Below are 15,978 nucleotides of genomic sequence, written 5' to 3'. Positions count from 1 at the left end.
CTGCCTCTTTCTGAATGATAGAGGTAGCTTTTTTATGTATAAGGAGGATAGCATCATGATTGAAATTCGTTCAGTTCGAAAGGAATATATCTCGAAGAATACCCGAGTTATCGGAGTGGATAATGTATCTTTAACCATTCAAACGGGAGAGGTTTATGGGATTGTCGGGTATAGCGGCGCGGGAAAGAGTTCATTGATTCGCTGTCTGAATCTTCTTGAGCGTCCGACCAATGGTAGCATCATCATCGATGGCGTCGACTTAACAACCTTATCAAGCCAGGATCTTCGCAAACAACGCCAGAAAATCGGCATGATATTTCAGCATTTTTCCCTAGTCAGTTCCAAAACGGTTTTTGACAATATCTCCTTCGCCTTGAAAGCCGCCCATCAACCAAAGGAGGTCATTACTAACCGCGTGCTGGAACTATTGGATATCGTTGGCCTTCGTGATAAAAAAGATGTTTATCCGGCTCAACTCAGTGGCGGACAAAAACAGCGGGTAGGCATTGCACGGGCCTTAGCGAATGACCCTACCGTCCTATTATGTGATGAAGCGACATCAGCCCTTGATCCAACCACTACGAAGTCGATCTTACAGTTGTTGAAAAAGATCAATAAAGAACTGGGCATCACCATCGTGTTGATCACCCATGAAATGGAAGTGGTCAAGGAACTGTGCCATCGTGTCTCCGTCATGCAAGATGGACGAATTATCGAAGATGGCCCTGTTTATGAAATATTTTCCCAACCCAAACAAGAACTGACTAAGCAGTTCATCAGCAGCGTGTTGGATTTTGAACTTCCTCCCCACCTTATAAGGGAAAACAAAGGAACGATTATCAAAATACAATTTGAAGGGCAAACCGCTGGTGAATCGATTCTCTCGGATACTCTACAAAACTATTCTGTCAGAGGGAATATCCTGCATGGGAAAATTGAATATATCCAGGATGTCCCTCTAGGAATCTTGATCATCGAATTGATTGGTGAGCCTGAAGAAGTGCAAGTAGCCCTTGAATACATAATAAGCCGGACCCAATCTGTGGAGGTGTTAAAGCATGTCACTGCTTGATTCCATCATCAATATTTTACCTGACCTTAATAAAGCCTTTCTGGAAACGATTTATATGGTCGGAATTTCCCTTGCGGTTGCCCTCCTGATTGGACTGCCTCTAGGAGTATTGCTGTTTACGACGACCAGGAATTTGTTCTTTGAACATATCACGTTGAATCGATCCCTCGGTTTCGTGGTTAATCTAGTCCGCTCGATTCCGTTTATCATTCTTTTAGTCGCTTTGCTTCCTTTAACCGAATTCCTTACCGGGTCAACGATTGGACCGCTAGCGGCTTCCGTTTCCCTATCAGTCTCCGCCATTCCTTTTTTCGCTAGGATCGTAGAATCTGCATTGAGGGAAATAGATAAGGGAGTGATCGAAGCCGCCATTGCAGTGGGCGCTTCCCCATGGATGATCATCAAGGATGTGCTTCTTCCTGAAGCAAGGCCTGGAATCATCCAAGGCGTGACATTAACGACGATATCACTCATCGGCTTCTCGGCTATGGCAGGAACAATCGGCGGAGGAGGAATCGGTGACCTCGCGATTCGTTTCGGCTATTACCGTTATGACAACACGATCATGATCACAACGGTGGTCGTTCTGATCTGTCTTGTCCAAATCATCCAAATGATAGGCGATAAGGCCTCTCACTATGTAAACAAACGTTAGATTCATGAATATTGACAATGACACTACATTAAACAAGGAGGAATTTTTCATGAAAAAAATCACTTCATTATTATCTATATGTGCATTAGCCCTTGGGTTGTCAGCTTGCGGAAATGACGATGCGACAACTAAAACGGAGGACAAAAAAGAATTAAAAATTGGGGCAACGACTGGACCTTATGCCGACATGGTCATAGAGGCCATACAACCCGGACTTGAAGACCTTGGCTACAAAGTGGACATCGTCGAATTCAGTGATTATATCCAGCCGAATAAATCACTTGGTAATGGTTCGATCGATGCCAACCTCTTTCAGCATAAAGTGTATATGGATAATTTCGCAAAGGAACATGATTTAGAACTCTCTGACCTTATTATTGTTCCAACGGCACCGATGGGCATTTACTCCACGGAATACAAATCATTGGCCGATATTAAAGATGGTGCGACCATCGCCGTTCCCAATGACCCAGTCAACCTCTCCCGTGCACTTAAAGTTTTATTGGATGAGGGCCTGATTGAAGTGGATCCGGATGTTGACCCATTAAGAATATCTGAGAAAGATGTAACAAAGAATCCGAAGAACATTCAATTCGAACCACTGGAATCGGCACAATTACCTCGTGCAACGGACAGTGTTGACCTATCGGCCGTTCCTGGTAATTTTGCGATTGCCGCCAAAATGGACCTTCAAGATGCTCTTGCTTTAGAAAACATGCCAGATACGTATCGCAATGTCGTGGCTGTAAACACTAAGGATAAAGACGCCCAATTTGCAAAAGATATCAAATCAGTTGTAGAAAGTGCCGAATTTGAAAAGGTGATTGATGACAAGTTCCAAGGCTTCGGTAAACCTGATTGGATGAAATAAGGAAACAGCAAGTATGGGTCTGCTCCTGTCTGGGGCAGGCCTTTACTGATTAACAATACCTATGAACGCAGTCATTGTTTTCTTTTCCGCTTTGCCCTTTTTGGATATAATGGAATGGAAAGAAGGTGAACATGATGCTTAATAAGCTTAAACATACATTCCCGAACTCCCTTTCAGATAAAAAAGATGCACAGGACATCTCGGCATATTTCTGGTTGGAAGATCCATTCGGCCATACAATTGGCATTCCCCGCTCAGACATATCGGCGGAGGAAATCCGTTTGCTTACGCTACTCTTTGACACTCCATCACTCCAAAGTCCAAACACCTCCACTACCCAAACTACTTGGAATGATTTTTTATTTGGGCCGCGTGCCTCCCAGCCCCTAACGAACTGGGAGAATGTCCGGTTCACCTACTTTAACCTTGCCCATGGGGATTTTTCACACGATCATTTCGAGGAAGCGATTCTCTCATTCGTACCATCCGATTCCATCCTGGTCTGGGAGAATGGAACGGCGGGAACCTTAATTGAATCAGACATGGATGAACCCTTATCGACGCATGATTTTCTCGCCATCTCATCCACACTCGAGAGTGACTTTTACGTGAAGATCAGGGTCTATGCCGGTCGATTTCACCCTGTCGATGAGGATCTTCATCACCATCTGATACAAGAGAGAAAATGTTTCACACTTTCTTTGCTCCATCTATCCGATGTTAAGGTGACGGAATTACCCAATATTATCCCCTACGCACTCATGAATGCCTGTACTGACATGGATAAAAGATGGTACATCAATGAATTGCTTGGCAAGATGCGGCAGGATTATGAATTGATCAAAACGGTTAAAACGTATATCGAATGTAATTCCAACGCCTCATCGGCAGCTAAACAACTTTATATCCATCGGAACAGCCTGCAATACAGGATAGATAAATTCGCTGAAAAAACAGGACTGGATGTACGGAATTTCCCGCATGCTTTGGCTGCCTACCTCCTCATTCTCTTAAATGAGCAAAAAGGATAATTATCCCTTTTGTGCAGTGTGCCCATATTTATTTCAGCATTGATAGAGTAGACTATAAATATCATTACGAATTTAGGAGTTTAAGAGGAGGAATAGTTCATGGCAGAGTTAGTATTGGATCATATCTTCAAGATTTATGATAATAAGGTGACAGCCGTTAAAGACTTCAACCTTAGCGTGGCCGATAAGGAATTCATTGTTTTCGTCGGACCCTCGGGGTGTGGAAAGTCGACCACTTTAAGGATGATTGCCGGCCTTGAGGACATCTCCCAAGGGGATCTTTTTATAGATGGCAAGCGGGTCAATGATGTGCCTCCAAAAGATCGGGACATTGCGATGGTTTTCCAGAACTACGCTTTATATCCTCATATGACCGTCTATGACAATATGGCTTTTGGACTGAAGCTAAGGAAAACGCCGAAGAAGGAAATCAAGCAACGCGTCCATGATGCTGCCAAGATCCTTGGACTTGAAGACTTCTTACAACGGAAGCCTAAAGCCCTTTCTGGCGGGCAGCGCCAGCGTGTGGCACTTGGAAGGGCCATTGTCCGGGATGCCAAAGTCTTCTTGATGGATGAGCCCCTTTCCAACCTTGATGCAAAACTTCGGGTACAAATGCGCGCAGAAATCGCTAAACTGCACAAACGGATCAATACAACAACGATTTATGTCACCCATGACCAAACAGAAGCCATGACCATGGCCACACGGCTTGTAGTCATGAAGGATGGCATCATCCAGCAAGTGGGCGCACCGAAAGATGTCTATGAAAAGCCTGTAAATGTCTTCGTAGGCGGATTCATCGGCTCACCTGCCATGAACTTCTTTACGGGTACCTTGCAGGATGGATTCATTCAAATTGGGGAGCAAACACTTGAGGTGCCCCCTTTCAAATTGGATACGCTTCGTAATCAAGGCTATATCGGAAAAGACATCATTCTTGGCATCCGGCCTGAAGATTTCCATAACGAAGAAACGTTCATTTCCGCATCGCCTACTTCAACTTTCACGGCTCAAGTCGATGTGGCCGAGCTAATGGGTGCCGAAATCATGCTTTATTCGACATTCGCAGGACAGGACTTTGTTGCCCGGGTGGATGCCAAACATATCATCCAGGCTGGTGATGCCATTGACCTGGCCCTTGATATGAATAAAACCCATTTCTTCGATAAAGAGTCCGAGCAACGCATTTTTGACGAAGAATCAGAAATGGAAGGCAACCAGCAAACGAAGATGGCTTAAGTAATTACTTTTTGATTTTGATTTGCATACAACTGAGGGAAGCCTTATCGACCAAGGCTTCCCTCAACTTATTTCTCAAATCGAACCAATGTCTTTTCAGGCATTTCAATCGAATCAACATTCAAAGTATCCATTTTTAACGTTAACTCACCTACTCGTTTTTCTTTCTCCTCCCCTACCCAGCAACTATACAATTCGAAATACTCATCTTTTTCAAGATAGTCATTCATCATTTCGCATAATGCTGTAAGCTTCTTTTTTGATTCAAAACACTGGCTTGGACTCATATCTTTTGAAATTTCAATTCCCCAGTCGGATGACACTTCATAAACAAACTGTGCCGTGAATTGATACTTTTTCACATGTTGTTTGTCGTACTTACTTGAAAAACAATCTCCAATCTGAATTAAGGCGTTATGCTCCCCATCTTCACAAGGAAGGAGTTCCACGTTACACCCAATATAGCTCGCTAAACTCACATTACATGCTCCTTTATACTCCTCTTTTCCTCGATATATGGACGATCCGCCGCACTATTCTATTCCAAAAACTTACCTCATCCACTTCTATCGACCCGCTCCACGTTTCTTTTTTCAGCTTCATCATCCTGCGTCTAATCGCCTGCCTACCACGAAGCAATAAGACTTTATAATATGGCATTCATGTTCATCACTCATAACGATTCATAAGGTAGTCCTCCCATCCAAAGTAGGGATCTTAATTAGCCCAACGCTTCTTCAACATTCCATTCAACTTTTCAGATCCGAACAGCATGGCCATCACATAAGCCAGAGTAAAGTACGGAAATACATCAAGCGTAGTGTACGAAGCAATTAACCCTAGAAAGGGCGGCAAAAGGGTGGTCCCCGTGTATGCCACAGCCATTTGATATCCTATGATGGACGGTGAATGGGTTTTACCGAACCTGGCGGGGGTCTCATGAATCATGCAAGGATAAATGGGGGCCAAGCCCAATCCGACTATAATAAAACCGACAAGCGACATCGTAACCGGCAAGGGCAGGATAAGGAGTACCGTCCCAATAAGTGCTGCAATCTGTCCCAATCGGATCATCAGCTGATGGTTGGTGACCTTCAAAAGTATAAATCCTGTTATAAGCCGTCCTAGCATAATACCCGTATAGAAAAAAGAGACTCCTTGAGCGGCCAAAGCAGCTGACATTCCCTTGCTATTCACAAGATAGCTGCTTCCCCACAGTCCTAACGTTGATTCAACGCCGCAATAGAAAAAGAACGTGAACAATGCATACTTGACTCCTTTGATTTTAAGCGGCCTTTCCTTGGATACCCGTTCTTCCAAGTAATCCGGATTCACTGTGCTACCTTCATCGATTGGCACCCTCCGAGAGACTAGCTTCCATAATGGAAGGGTTAACACGAGTAAAAGGGCTAGGGTGAACTGGATATAGGAAATGGTTACATAACCAGCTCTCCATGTGCCTTGATTAGCCATATAATAAGACATCATGATGGGTCCTATGCTTGCCCCCACTCCCCAAAAGCAATGAAGCCAGTTCATATGATGGGCTTTATAATGCAACGCCACGTAGTTATTCAGCGCAGCGTCGATAGCTCCTGCACCCAGCCCCAAAGGGATCGCACAGATAATAAGCCAATCCAGAGAGGGAGAATAGGCAATGCCAAATAAGGCCACCGCTGTCAGGGCCACACTTATACACGTGACCTTTCCCGTCCCCAGTCGTTTATTTAGCCAGCCGCTAGCCAGGCTTGAGAAAATGGTCCCTGCTGCAACAATCATATAAAGTAAGCCCGCAGTCTCCAGTGGCTGGTCATAATCAGACTGCATGACCGGCCAGGCAGCACCCAGTAAGGAATCTGGAAGACCCAGGCTTATGAAAGCCAAGTAAATCATAACCAATAAGAGCATTGCCAAGGATACCACCCTACTTTCCATTCTCGACGAATAACTCACTACCATAACATTATACGGCGAGACAAGCCCACTATCCCTCTATTTTTCCACTATGAATTTCCAAATCCAAGTTTAGGTAACCTCCTTTTCATGAAAAAATGATCCACATAAAAAAGAGACTTCTCATTTTTATGAAAAAGTCTCGATCATTAATTATTCTTAGATCTCACCCTATTATTCAAGAACTCTATTCCTGTACCAAAATCACTTCATCGTGTCCGCAGTTGGGGCACTTCATAATATGCGGGCATTGTCCCTTTTGAAGGGATTCGGGAAAACCGTCATTTTTTTTCAATGTATCAATATCCATATAAGCACTGTAATCATCGGCATAATCCATCAATTTCCCTTGATCTTCAAGGTCACTGCTGCATTTAGGGCATTCCAAATGCATTTTTCTAAGACCATTGCATAGTGGACATAAAGACATGACCATTCCTCCTGTTCGATTTATCTAGTTTAAGTATTCGTTTATTCCATCATTTTAACACATTAAAACATCCTCCCTACATGCGAGGAAGGATGCTTACCTGTTGATTATTTATTGACCATGTTAGCAGGGTCAACCCATGCTTTGAATTCATCTTCCGTTAGGAATTCAAGTTTCAACGCCGCTTCTTTCAAAGTGGAGTTGTCTTTGAATGCAGTTTTCGCAATTTTAGCCGCTTTTTCATACCCGATATGTGGGTTCAATGCCGTTACGAGCATAAGAGAACGATCAACATTTTCTTTGATCTTATCTTCATTCGCTGTAATTCCTACCGCACAGTTATCATTGAAGGAATGAATGCCATCAGTCAATAATTTAACGGTTTGCAGGAAGTTGTATATGATGACCGGTTTGAAAACGTTCAATTCAAAGTTCCCTTGGCTTGCTGCAAAACCGATTGTAGCATCATTTCCGACAACTTGTGTCGCAATCATTGTCATTGCTTCACATTGGGTCGGATTCACTTTACCTGGCATGATGGAGCTGCCTGGCTCATTTTCAGGAATGGCGATTTCACCGATTCCGCTTCTTGGGCCACTTGCCAGCCATCTAACATCATTGGCAATCTTCATTAAATCAGCAGCCAACGCTTTAAGAGCACCGTGTGCATAAACAATTTCGTTATGGCTTGTTAAAGCATGGAACTTATTATCCGATGTGACAAATGAATGTCCTGTATCCGCTGCGATTTGTTTAGCAGAAAGTGCCGGGAATTCTTTTTTCGTATTGATTCCAGTCCCTACAGCCGTACCGCCCAATGCAAGGTTCAATAATTTTTGGCTACTTTCTTCGATCATCGCCAAATCTTTATCAAGCATTGCTTTCCAACCGGAGATTTCTTGGCCAAGAGTTAGTGGTGTCGCATCTTGAAGATGGGTACGTCCAATTTTCACGACATCCCAGAATTCTTTTTCTTTGGCTTCGAATGTGTCACGAAGCACTTTAATGGCCGGTACCAATTTTTCGGCAACTTCCATATAAGCTGCGATATGCATGGCTGTCGGGAATGTATCGTTAGAGCTTTGCGCTTTGTTAACATCATCATTCGGGTGAAGCATCTCAGTTTCGCCTTTTCCCTCTAACCATTTATTCCCTTTGTTTGCGACCACTTCATTCACGTTCATATTACTTTGTGTGCCGCTACCTGTTTGCCAGACGACAAGTGGGAAATGTTCGTCAAGCGTCCCTTCAAGGATTTCACCACAAATTTTAACGATGGCATCCTTCTTCACTTCTGAAAGATCGCCAAGTTCAAAGTTCACTTTTGCTGCCGCTTGTTTTACGTAAGCAAATGCATGAACTAATTCAATCGGCATTTTTTCATAACCGATTTTGAAGTTATTACGGCTTCTTTCCGTTTGTGCACCCCAGTACTTATCAGCAGGAACTTTTACTTCCCCCATTGTATCTCGTTCGATTCTATATTCCATGTGTTCTCCTCCTATATTCGCACTATCCACTGAGAAACAATATGTATATGTAATGAATAATGACGTTTTATATGATCCCCTATATATTGTACAAACTTTATTATTGTAAAGCAAAAAAAACGGAACACAAATGACCTATTCCTTCAGAAAAGTCCGTTTAATCTGAATCCGGTTCTATTACTCTGTTGAATTCGTAATTTTATAATGATAAATCTGATACATGTTCCATAATAGCTAGTCCCAAATAACCGTCTATTAGGAATGTCCTTGACAGAATCCTATATTTATAGTAAATTCAAAAGAAATTGAATAATCAAAACTCTTATCGAGAGAGGTAGAGGGAATGGCCCTATGACACCTCAGCAACCTTCATTTGTTTCAAACCAATGAAAAGGTGCTAATTCCACAAGTTTGTGTAACTTGGAAGATAAGAAGAATGACTCTATCCTACTTATTCAAGTCTTCTTCTTAAAGAAGACTTTTTTTATTTTATTTAACTAAAAGGAGCAGTGAAAATTATGTACAAAACAGAAACCTATCTTGCTCAGCTTGGAAACCGCAGTGAAACGGCGACAGGAACGGTCAATCCGCCCGTTTACTTCTCGACGGCTTTCCGTCACGAAGGAATTGGTCAATCAACAGGATTCGACTATACACGAACAGGAAACCCTACACGCCAGCTATTGGAGCAATCGATCGCCAAACTAGAACATGGCGATCAAGGATATGCATGCAGTTCGGGAATGGCTGCCATTGCCACCATCCTTTCCTTATTCAAATCAGGGGATGCATGGATCAGTAGCGAAGATTTATATGGCGGTACATATCGTTTATTAGAGCATGGCTTTAAAAAATGGGGGCTACAATGCGAATATGTCAATACATGTTGCCTGGAGGAAATTGAAAAAGCAATCACCCCTCAAACAAAGGCCATCTTTATTGAAACTCCCACAAACCCTCTTATGCAGCAAACGGACATTCCAGCCGTCGCCGCTCTTGCCAAACAATACAATTTACTATTGATTGTTGACAATACTTTTTACACGCCGATCATCCAACAGCCCCTCTTACTTGGTGCTGACATCGTGATTCACAGTGCAACGAAATATCTAGGTGGCCATAATGACGTGTTGGCCGGCTTGATTGTGGCAAAAGGCGCCGAGTTATGTGAGTCCCTTGCTTTCCACCATAATGGTATGGGAGCGGTCTTGAGCCCATTTGATTCGTGGTTGTTGATGCGCGGGATGAAAACCTTGGCACTGAGAATGGAACGTCATGAAAAGAACGCCAAGGTTATCGTTGATTATTTGACGGAACATGAAAGTGTAACGGATGTTCTCTATCCAGGTCGTGGCGGCATGATTTCATTCCGGGTCAATGATGAAGCGGTGGTCAACCCATTTTTACAGTCCCTTTCATTGATTTCATTTGCCGAAAGCCTTGGTGGCGTCGAAAGCTTCATCACGTATCCGGCGACACAGACACATGCCGATATGCCTCTTGAAGTTAGAACGGCAAATGGAGTTTGCAATCGACTCCTTCGATTCTCTGTCGGCATCGAGGACAGCGGAGATTTAATCGAAGACCTGCAGCAGGCATTTGCTCAAGTTAAAAAGGAGGCAATACGATGACAAACCAAGAATTCAGTTTTGAAACCAAATTACTACACAACCAACATAAATTCGATCCAACAACAGGTGGGGTGAGTGTTCCGATTCAGCATGCTTCCACCTTCCATCAAACCGACATTGATCAATTTGGCAAATACGATTACAGCCGGAGCGGGAATCCGACGCGAGAAGCACTGGAAGATATCATTGCGGAACTGGAAGAAGGCACGCGCGGATTCGCTTTTTCATCCGGGATGGCTGCCATTTCAACGGCTTTCCTCCTGCTTTCTGCCGGTGACCATATCGTCATCTCTGAAGATGTATATGGAGGCACATTCCGAATGGTAACAACCGTGCTGACCCGTTTTAACATCGAACATACCTTCGTGGATATGACGGATCTTGAGAGTGTAAAAGCGGCCATCCAGCCAAATACGCGAGCAATCTATATTGAAACGCCTTCCAATCCCTTGCTTAAAGTAACCGATATTAAAGCGGTATGTGATATCGCCAAAAGCATTGGCGCATTAAGCTTTGTAGACAATACATTCCTGACGCCTGCCCTCCAAAAGCCGTTAAACCTCGGGGCCGATATTGTCCTGCACAGTGCAACGAAATTTTTGTCTGGACATAGTGATGTCGTAGCAGGCCTTGCCGTCGTAAAAGACCCGGACCTTGCCGATAGACTTGGTTCCCTCCAAAACTCTTTTGGAGCGGTGCTCGGTGTTCAGGATGCCTGGCTTGTGATGAGAGGTCTGAAAACCCTATCCGTCCGGATGGAGCACTCTCAAAAAGGTGCTGAAAGAATTGCGGAATATTTAAAACAGCAACCGTTAGTGAAAAACGTGTATTACCCTGGTCTTTCCGACCACCCACAACACGGCATCCAGGAAAATCAAGCCAGGGGAGCAGGAGCTGTTCTATCATTCGAATTGGAAAGCGAAGAAATTTTTCGCTCGTTTGTAAACCATGTCGAGTTACCCGTGTTTGCTGTAAGCCTCGGGGCCGTCGAATCGATTCTATCTTACCCGGCTAAAATGTCCCATGCGGCCATGCCTGCAGAAGAAAGGGAAAAACGCGGCATCACGAACAGCTTGCTTCGCTTGTCCGTCGGTTTGGAAAATCCTGATGATTTGATCAGGGACTTTGATTTAGCCCTTAAGAAAAGTGCAGAAAGACAGGCCGTTTCTACTAAATAATCGGATTGAGCACTGAGCTATTGGTTAAATAACGAGAATAAGAAGAATGAGTTTGTAAAATACCGAGAATTTGTTTACAAGGAAATGTAATCTATATGAGCAAATGAGAAAGAAGAGGAGCAAATGCCCCTCTTCTTTCTCATCCTACATATTATGAATCTATCCAGCCATCCCCTTATTAGGTCCAGCCTGCAGTTCATACATTTGATAGTATTTCCCCTTTTGTTCCATCAACCCTTCGTGTGTCCCCTGTTCCACTATCCGCCCTTTATCCAATACGAGAATCTGGTCGGCATTCTTGATCGTGGATAATCGATGCGCGATGATGAAAGTCGTTCTTCCTTTTTTCAACACTTCCATGCCTTCTTGGATGATGGCTTCTGTTTCCGTATCGATGCTCGCCGTTGCTTCGTCCAATATCAAAATCGCCGGATCGAAGGCCAGGGCGCGAGCAAAGGAAATCAGCTGTCGTTGTCCCGAGGACAATGTCCCACCTTTTTCAATCACCGGTTCATCAAGCCCTAATGGCAAATGCCGCAACACTTTATCTCCACCAACATCCTTTAACGCTTTTTCTATGGTGGCCCTTGTGATCCTTTCCTGGCCTAGACTGATATTGGAAGCAATCGTTCCCGTGAATAAGTAAGGATCCTGAAGGACGATCCCCATATGTTCCCTTAAGGTTTGATGGGGGATATCCAAAATATCCTTTCCATCAATCTTAATGGTCCCCTCATTGCTGTCATAAAAACGGAACAGTAAATTCATGATGGAACTTTTCCCTGAACCAGTATGGCCCACCAATGCGACCGTTTCTCCCTGACTAGCTGAAAAGGATATGTCCTTTAAGACATATTCATTTTCCTTATAGCCAAACGATACATGTTCGAATGCCACATTGCCTTTATATCTGGGAATGTTTCGATCGCTGACCTGAATGCCCGGCTCATCCAACAGACTGAAAGCCCTCTCCCCCGCAACCAATGCCTGTTCCAGGTTCGCGAACTGATTGACGATTCCATGTAACGGATGAAGCAGTCGGCTGATCAAGTCGACGATGGCATACATCATCCCGAGTGAAACGGCTGAGGTCGCTGTAAGCGACATCCCGCCAAAATACCATACAAATGCGATGAGTGCGATAACCTTGATGACTCCAATCAAGTTTCCCCCCGTCAAGGAATTCAAATGAAGCATCTTGTTTTGATAAAAGTAATGATCTTGGTTCAAGGTTTCAAATGACTGTTTCGTTTCCTTTTCACGTCCGAATGCTTGAATGATATTCATTCCTGAAATCGATTCATTGATCATCCCATTGATATCACTGACTCGTTCCCGAATGATATGATTATATTTCGAGGCAAATTTACGATATACCTTCGTCCAGATAATAATGATGGGAACAAGTAGGAGACCCATGAGACCCGCACGTGCATCCAAAATGTATAAGGCAATGAGTACACCGATGATGTTGATCGTACTCGAAAAGAAATTGGCCAGGACGGTTACATATAATTCGCGGATGGCCTCTGTATCATTTGTGACCCTGGCAACGACCTTACCAGCAGGCATATTGTCAAAATAGCGGATTGGCAAACGGGAAATGTGGGTGAAAATATCATTTCTCATCCGCTGGATAATCCGGTTGGCGGCTTTCTGTAAATAAAAGCTCTGTCCGTATTGAAAGACGGAGGAAATGAGGACTAGACCGAAATAAAAAGCGACGAGTCCCAATATCCTTGGAATTTCCGGTTGATAAAACCCCATCAATTCCTGGGTTGATAAGGGTTCAAATGCCGACCTCGTTTCTTTTCCGCCTTTTTCAATGACTAATGTATTTCCATCTAAACTGCGGCGCCCATCCACCGGGACCGCTTTATCGACGAAGACGAATTGGCTACCGACCTGTAGCACCCGGACCTCTTTCCCTTTCTCTTCCCCTTTTGAAAAATAGGCATCCCTTTTGTACCAGTGATTTTCGTATTCCACGGCATCTTGCCCTTTTTCCGTTTCATGCCAAGATGATTCGATTCCCATTATATGAGAATCGATGATTTTTTTAGCGACGAATGGACCGCTTAAATCGGCGGCAACGGAAAGGGCCAGCATGATCAGTGCTCCGATGATTATTTTTTTGTAAAAGGAAGCATATTGAACGAGTTTTTTTACAACCTTCATGCCCCGACCTCCGTTCCTTCATTAACTTGTTGCCGCTCATATTGCTCCTTATACCAGCCTTCTTGCTTGAGTAAACTTGCATGTGTACCCTCTTCGATAATCGTCCCATTGTCGAGGACGATGATATGGTCCGCATGTTGAACGGCCGATAAGCGGTGGGTCGTGATGATTGTCGTTTTCCCCGCCCGTTCATTTTGGATATTTTTGATGATCGTCGTTTCCGTTTTAGCATCCACGGCTGAAAGGGAATCATCCAGGATCAGGATTTCCGGATTTTTAATCAAGGCTCTTGCTATCGATATCCGCTGTTTCTGTCCTCCTGATAGAGCGACCCCCTTTTCACCGACGAGCGTTTCAAGCCGGTTAGGTAGCATCGTTACATCCTTCTCGAAATCTGCAAGTCGGATTGCTTCTGCAAGCTCTTCTTCCGAGGCGTCCAGTTTTCCGAAGAGGATATTATCTTTCACGGACCTTGAAAATAAAAAGTGATCCTGTGGGACATACCCGATTTTGCCGCGGACATCCCCGAGTTCAAGCTGTTCAATCGGCATTCCCGCAAATACGACTTCCCCGCTTCCCAGTGGGTATTCCCTCAGCAATTGCTTCACGAACGTCGTTTTCCCGCTTCCTGTTTTACCGACAATCCCTAAAGTGCGGCCTTGTTCCAGTTGAACCGATATGTCAGACAGATTCACCACTTTTGAAGAAGGGTAGGTAAAACTCACTTGGTGAAACGCGATATCATCCCCGTTCAAAGATTGCCCGGGCTTCAATGGATTTTTCACATCGGCTTCATAGGAAAGGGTATCTTGAACACGGTCTAAAGATGCATTCCCCCTTTGCATGACATTGATCAATTCGCCTACGGCAATCATTGGCCAAATCAACATGCCTAGGTATACATTGAATGATACAAGGCCTCCAAGCGTGATGGCTTGTTGAAAAACAAGGTACGCTCCGTATCCAAGGCCGATTAAGTAACTAATGCCGATGATGATGGTGATCGTCGGATCGAAAAGGGCATCGATCTTTGCCACTGCCAGGTTTTTGCGATAAACATTCTCCGTCATCTCATCAAATCTCTTTTCATCTTCCCTTTCCTGGACGTATGCACGTATGACACGGACGCCGGAAATGGACTCCAACACTTTGTCATTCAGCTCACCAAATGCTGATTGTGCATCCGTAAATCGCTTATAAATTTTCTTCACATAAATCTGCATCATGAGGGCCATGATGGGTAGGGGCAGTATAGCCGCGATCGTTAGCTGCCAACTGACGGTCACGCCCATCATGATGACGACCATGAATGTGAAGACGACCGAGTCGACCAGTGTCAATATTCCGAAACCAGCCGTTTGCGAGATGGCTTTTAAATCATTGGTCGCCCTTGCCATCAGATCACCAGTACGGTTTTTCTCGTAAAAGGTCGGTGTCATCTTCAATAAATGCCCCATGAATCCTGACCTGATCTTCCTTTCGACCAAATTCCCGCCACCAAATAAAAGGTAACTCCATAAGTATCCAAATAAATAGCTGACACACATAAGAACAAGCAAATAAGTAACATACCGCACCAAGGCATCTTGGGTCATATTGCCATTGTTCATATCATCGATGGCATTCCCAATGAGCCGTGGGGGGATGACTTCCATTACATTTACCAAACATAAAAAGATAATAGCCAAGGTATACCGCCGCCACTGCTCTTTAAAGAACCAGCTCAGCTTCTTGAATATCGCAAACATGAATTCCTCCTCCTTATGTAGTCACCACCAAGGTTGATTGGCCACTATTTGGCTCTCCCGCTCGAAGCAGATATCCCAAAGCTTTGCCCCCCTTGACCTTCCTCCTCTTACACGTGTATACGGAAAGGATACTGGCCTGCCCACATGCTCTCTAAACAGGAAAAGCTCCCGCATCATTTAGCAGAAGCTTTCAATATGCGTAAGAAAACGCATCAAAAAGCAGGCCGCGAATATCCACAACCTGCGCACATGCTATCCAAAGAAACATATAAGTCTATTACTTATATAGACAATGTTTCGGGCCAGGCTGACGTATGAAAATATACGATCATTGCTTCTTTTTGCTTATCGAATTTCGTCATGACGTCCTCCTCCTTTTAAAGATACATTGGAAATAATTAACTTGTTTTTAAAGATTACTACGGGTGTATATTTTTGTCAATTGTGACTTTTCTAGATTATTGTTGAATAATCATTTATCCTATAGGGATAACGTAAC

At 43.9% G+C, this 15,978-nt stretch carries 14 protein-coding genes and 1 riboswitch; of the genes, 7 read left to right on the top strand and 7 right to left on the bottom strand.

The annotated features are described in order from the left end of the window. The first annotated feature begins 55 nt into the window (after positions 1-55). From AC503W_RS04760 to AC503W_RS04740, 5 genes are all read left to right on the top strand, one after another. The gene (locus AC503W_RS04760; RefSeq protein WP_494916276.1) at positions 56-1,072 is read left to right on the top strand and encodes a methionine ABC transporter ATP-binding protein; all 1,017 of its coding nucleotides are present in this window, start codon (positions 56-58) and stop codon (positions 1,070-1,072) included. Next, positions 1,059-1,727 carry a methionine ABC transporter permease gene (locus AC503W_RS04755; protein WP_402867670.1) on the top strand — a complete coding sequence of 223 codons (669 nt, stop codon included), beginning with the start codon at positions 1,059-1,061 and terminating at the stop codon, positions 1,725-1,727. Before AC503W_RS04760 ends, AC503W_RS04755 begins: the two co-directional genes overlap by 14 nt. Positions 1,728-1,776: 49 nt before the next feature. Continuing rightward, positions 1,777-2,598, top strand: coding sequence for a MetQ/NlpA family ABC transporter substrate-binding protein (locus AC503W_RS04750; protein WP_403123518.1), 822 nt, complete (start codon positions 1,777-1,779; stop codon positions 2,596-2,598). 131 nt (positions 2,599-2,729) lie between these two features. Next, a complete protein-coding gene (locus AC503W_RS04745; RefSeq protein WP_494916274.1) occupies positions 2,730-3,629 on the top strand; it encodes a PucR family transcriptional regulator in 900 nt (299 codons plus the stop codon). 99 nt (positions 3,630-3,728) lie between these two features. Then, positions 3,729-4,871, top strand: a complete 1,143-nt coding sequence (locus AC503W_RS04740; protein ID WP_494916273.1) for an ABC transporter ATP-binding protein — start codon at positions 3,729-3,731, stop codon at positions 4,869-4,871. A gap of 68 nt (positions 4,872-4,939) precedes the next feature. Here AC503W_RS04740 and AC503W_RS04735 read toward each other — a convergent pair whose 3' ends face one another. From AC503W_RS04735 to fumC, 5 genes are all read right to left on the bottom strand, one after another. Then, positions 4,940-5,350: a hypothetical protein gene (locus AC503W_RS04735; protein ID WP_494916271.1), complete on the bottom strand. Its 411-nt coding sequence runs from the start codon at positions 5,348-5,350 to the stop codon at positions 4,940-4,942. A gap of 13 nt (positions 5,351-5,363) precedes the next feature. Further along, on the bottom strand, positions 5,364-5,531 hold the full coding sequence (locus AC503W_RS04730) for a hypothetical protein (protein WP_407407197.1): 168 nt from the start codon (positions 5,529-5,531) through the stop codon (positions 5,364-5,366). A 57-nt stretch (positions 5,532-5,588) separates the two neighbouring features. Further along, positions 5,589-6,785 carry an MFS transporter gene (locus tag AC503W_RS04725; RefSeq protein ID WP_494916269.1) on the bottom strand — a complete coding sequence of 399 codons (1,197 nt, stop codon included), beginning with the start codon at positions 6,783-6,785 and terminating at the stop codon, positions 5,589-5,591. Between the two features lie 226 nt (positions 6,786-7,011). Continuing rightward, positions 7,012-7,254, bottom strand: a complete 243-nt coding sequence (locus tag AC503W_RS04720) for a hypothetical protein (protein ID WP_402867664.1) — start codon at positions 7,252-7,254, stop codon at positions 7,012-7,014. Positions 7,255-7,361: 107 nt separating this feature from the next. After that, a complete protein-coding gene (gene fumC / locus AC503W_RS04715) occupies positions 7,362-8,744 on the bottom strand; it encodes a class II fumarate hydratase (RefSeq protein ID WP_494916267.1) in 1,383 nt (460 codons plus the stop codon). A gap of 319 nt (positions 8,745-9,063) precedes the next feature. Beyond that, positions 9,064-9,178: riboswitch (SAM riboswitch) on the top strand. 84 nt (positions 9,179-9,262) lie between these two features. On the opposite strand from fumC, the gene AC503W_RS04710 reads away from it, so the two are divergent. After that, positions 9,263-10,375: a methionine biosynthesis PLP-dependent protein gene (locus AC503W_RS04710; RefSeq protein WP_402955619.1), complete on the top strand. Its 1,113-nt coding sequence runs from the start codon at positions 9,263-9,265 to the stop codon at positions 10,373-10,375. After that, positions 10,372-11,553 (top strand): cystathionine beta-lyase, encoded by a 1,182-nt coding sequence (gene metC, locus AC503W_RS04705; RefSeq protein ID WP_402867661.1) that lies wholly within the window; start codon positions 10,372-10,374, stop codon positions 11,551-11,553. The genes AC503W_RS04710 and metC overlap by 4 nt, the downstream gene beginning before the upstream one ends. 159 nt (positions 11,554-11,712) lie before the next feature. On the opposite strand, the gene AC503W_RS04700 is transcribed toward metC, so the two are convergent. Continuing rightward, the gene (locus AC503W_RS04700) at positions 11,713-13,731 is read right to left on the bottom strand and encodes an ABC transporter ATP-binding protein (RefSeq protein ID WP_494916264.1); all 2,019 of its coding nucleotides are present in this window, start codon (positions 13,729-13,731) and stop codon (positions 11,713-11,715) included. Then, positions 13,728-15,479: an ABC transporter ATP-binding protein gene (locus AC503W_RS04695; protein WP_402867659.1), complete on the bottom strand. Its 1,752-nt coding sequence runs from the start codon at positions 15,477-15,479 to the stop codon at positions 13,728-13,730. Before AC503W_RS04695 ends, AC503W_RS04700 begins: the two co-directional genes overlap by 4 nt. Between the last annotated feature and the right edge of the window lie 499 nt (positions 15,480-15,978).

The sequence above is a fragment of the Peribacillus suis genome (genome assembly GCF_059384845.1).
The sequence above is the reverse complement of the archived record's forward strand: the minus strand, read 5'-3'. Positions and strand labels throughout refer to the sequence as shown.

Excerpts from the sequence above, each read along its gene's own strand:
- AC503W_RS04740 (WP_494916273.1), top strand. The coding sequence starts at position 3,729 with ATGGCAGAGTTAGTATTGGATCATATCTTCAAGATTTATGATAATAAG.
- AC503W_RS04760 (WP_494916276.1), top strand. The coding sequence starts at position 56 with ATGATTGAAATTCGTTCAGTTCGAAAGGAATATATCTCGAAGAATACC.
- metC (WP_402867661.1), top strand. The coding sequence starts at position 10,372 with ATGACAAACCAAGAATTCAGTTTTGAAACCAAATTACTACACAACCAA.
- fumC (WP_494916267.1), bottom strand. The coding sequence starts at position 8,744 with ATGGAATATAGAATCGAACGAGATACAATGGGGGAAGTAAAAGTTCCT.
- AC503W_RS04710 (WP_402955619.1), top strand. The coding sequence starts at position 9,263 with ATGTACAAAACAGAAACCTATCTTGCTCAGCTTGGAAACCGCAGTGAA.
- AC503W_RS04730 (WP_407407197.1), bottom strand. The coding sequence starts at position 5,531 with ATGCCATATTATAAAGTCTTATTGCTTCGTGGTAGGCAGGCGATTAGA.
- AC503W_RS04695 (WP_402867659.1), bottom strand. The coding sequence starts at position 15,479 with ATGTTTGCGATATTCAAGAAGCTGAGCTGGTTCTTTAAAGAGCAGTGG.
- AC503W_RS04745 (WP_494916274.1), top strand. The coding sequence starts at position 2,730 with ATGATGCTTAATAAGCTTAAACATACATTCCCGAACTCCCTTTCAGAT.
- AC503W_RS04755 (WP_402867670.1), top strand. The coding sequence starts at position 1,059 with ATGTCACTGCTTGATTCCATCATCAATATTTTACCTGACCTTAATAAA.
- AC503W_RS04700 (WP_494916264.1), bottom strand. The coding sequence starts at position 13,731 with ATGAAGGTTGTAAAAAAACTCGTTCAATATGCTTCCTTTTACAAAAAA.
- AC503W_RS04750 (WP_403123518.1), top strand. The coding sequence starts at position 1,777 with ATGAAAAAAATCACTTCATTATTATCTATATGTGCATTAGCCCTTGGG.
- AC503W_RS04720 (WP_402867664.1), bottom strand. The coding sequence starts at position 7,254 with ATGTCTTTATGTCCACTATGCAATGGTCTTAGAAAAATGCATTTGGAA.